Source organism: Lysinibacillus sp. fls2-241-R2A-57 (assembly GCF_030209535.1).
Classification (GTDB): domain Bacteria; phylum Bacillota; class Bacilli; order Bacillales_A; family Planococcaceae; genus Lysinibacillus.
Genome location: NZ_JARVRU010000159.1, coordinates 1 through 2,893 on the forward strand (window position 1 = coordinate 1; position 2,893 = coordinate 2,893).

At 52.3% G+C, this 2,893-nt stretch carries 1 rRNA gene; it reads left to right on the forward strand.

What is annotated here, in order from left to right:
* Nucleotides 1-2,870: ribosomal RNA gene (locus tag QRN68_RS21480) — 23S ribosomal RNA — on the forward strand; the annotation flags it as partial.
* Nucleotides 2,871-2,893: the final 23 nt, after the last annotated feature.

Consider the following 2,893-nt stretch of genomic DNA (forward strand, 5'->3'; position numbering starts at 1 on the left):
GCACTAACACCGATATGCTTCGGGGAGCTGTAAGTGAGCTTTGATCCGGAGATTTCCGAATGGGGGAACCCACTACGTTTAATCGCGTAGTATCTTGACGTGAATTCATAGCGTCTTGAAGGCAGACCCAGGGAACTGAAACATCTAAGTACCTGGAGGAAGAGAAAGAAAAATCGATTCCCTGAGTAGCGGCGAGCGAAACGGGAAGAGCCCAAACCAAGAGGCTTGCCTCTTGGGGTTGTAGGACACTCTATACGGAGTTACAAAAGAGCGAGTTAGATGAAGCGACTTGGAAAGGTCCGCCAGAGCAGGTAAAAGCCCTGTAGTCGAAAGTTCGTTCTCTCCTGAGTGGATCCTGAGTACGGCGGAACACGTGAAATTCCGTCGGAATCCGGGAGGACCATCTCCCAAGGCTAAATACTACCTAGTGACCGATAGTGAACCAGTACCGTGAGGGAAAGGTGAAAAGCACCCCGGAAGGGGAGTGAAAGAGATCCTGAAACCGTGTGCCTACAAGTAGTTAGAGCCCGTTAATGGGTGATAGCGTGCCTTTTGTAGAATGAACCGGCGAGTTACGATTACGTGCGAGGTTAAGCTTTAGAAGGCGGAGCCGCAGCGAAAGCGAGTCTGAATAGGGCGAATTAGTACGTGGTCGTAGACCCGAAACCAGGTGATCTACCCATGTCCAGGGTGAAGGTGAGGTAACACTTACTGGAGGCCCGAACCCACGCACGTTGAAAAGTGCGGGGATGAGGTGTGGGTAGCGGAGAAATTCCAATCGAACTTGGAGATAGCTGGTTCTCTCCGAAATAGCTTTAGGGCTAGCCTCGTGATGAGAATACTGGAGGTAGAGCACTGTTTGGACTAGGGGGCCATCCCGGTTTACCGAATTCAGACAAACTCCGAATGCCAGATATTTATACACGGGAGTCAGACTGCGAGTGATAAGATCCGTAGTCAAAAGGGAAACAGCCCAGACCACCAGCTAAGGTCCCAAAGTAATCGTTAAGTGGAAAAGGATGTGGCGTTGCACAGACAACCAGGATGTTGGCTTAGAAGCAGCCATCATTTAAAGAGTGCGTAATAGCTCACTGGTCGAGTGACGCTGCGCCGAAAATGTATCGGGGCTAAACGATTCACCGAAGCTGTGGATTGACATCTATGATGTCAGTGGTAGGAGAGCGTTCTAAGTGCGTTGAAGTCAGATCGGAAGGACTGGTGGAGCGCTTAGAAGTGAGAATGCCGGTATGAGTAGCGAAAGACGGGTGAGAATCCCGTCCACCGTATGACTAAGGTTTCCTGAGGAAGGCTCGTCCGCTCAGGGTTAGTCGGGACCTAAGCCGAGGCCGATAGGCGTAGGCGATGGACAACAGGTTGATATTCCTGTACCACCTCCTCACCGTTTGAGAAATGGGGGGACGCAGTAGGATAGGGTAAGCGCGCCGTTGGTTGTGCGCGTCCAAGCAGTAAGGCGTGTGTGTAGGCAAATCCGCACACTGTAACGTTGAGCTGTGATGGCGAGTCCGTATGGACGAAGTTCCTGATTTCACACTGCCAAGAAAAGCCTCTATCGAGGTGAGAGGTGCCCGTACCGCAAACCGACACAGGTAGTCGAGGAGAGAATCCTAAGGTGTGCGAGAGAACTCTCGTTAAGGAACTCGGCAAAATGACCCCGTAACTTCGGGAGAAGGGGTGCTCTTGAGCGTGCAAGCGCATGAGAGCCGCAGTGAATAGGCCCAGGCGACTGTTTAGCAAAAACACAGGTCTCTGCAAAACCGTAAGGTGACGTATAGGGGCTGACGCCTGCCCGGTGCTGGAAGGTTAAGAGGAGTGGTTAGCGCAAGCGAAGCTGCGAATTGAAGCCCCAGTAAACGGCGGCCGTAACTATAACGGTCCTAAGGTAGCGAAATTCCTTGTCGGGTAAGTTCCGACCCGCACGAAAGGCGTAACGATCTGGGCACTGTCTCAACGAGAGACTCGGTGAAATTATAGTACCTGTGAAGATGCAGGTTACCCGCGACAGGACGGAAAGACCCCGTGGAGCTTTACTGTAGCCTGATATTGAATTTTGGTACAACTTGTACAGGATAGGTAGGAGCCAGAGATCTCGGAGCGCCAGCTTCGAAGGAGGCGTCGGTGGGATACTACCCTGGTTGTATTGAAATTCTAACCCATGCCCCTTAGCGGGGTAGGAGACAGTGTCAGGCGGACAGTTTGACTGGGGCGGTCGCCTCCTAAAAGGTAACGGAGGCGCCCAAAGGTTCCCTCAGAATGGTTGGAAATCATTCGTAGAGTGTAAAGGCACAAGGGAGCTTGACTGCGAGACCTACAAGTCGAGCAGGGTCGAAAGACGGGCTTAGTGATCCGGTGGTTCCGCATGGAAGGGCCATCGCTCAACGGATAAAAGCTACCCCGGGGATAACAGGCTTATCTCCCCCAAGAGTCCACATCGACGGGGAGGTTTGGCACCTCGATGTCGGCTCATCGCATCCTGGGGCTGTAGTCGGTCCCAAGGGTTGGGCTGTTCGCCCATTAAAGCGGTACGCGAGCTGGGTTCAGAACGTCGTGAGACAGTTCGGTCCCTATCCGTCGTGGGCGTAGGAAATTTGAGAGGAGCTGTCCTTAGTACGAGAGGACCGGGATGGACACACCGCTGGTGTACCAGTTGTCTTGCCAAAGGCATCGCTGGGTAGCTATGTGTGGACGGGATAAGTGCTGAAAGCATCTAAGCATGAAGCCCCCCTCAAGATGAGATTTCCCATTACGCAAGTAAGTAAGATCCCTCAAAGACGATGAGGTAGATAGGTTCGAGGTGGAAGTGTGGTGACACATGGAGCTGACGAATACTAATCGATCGAGGACTTAACCACAATGTTTGAAACATTCAATGCAC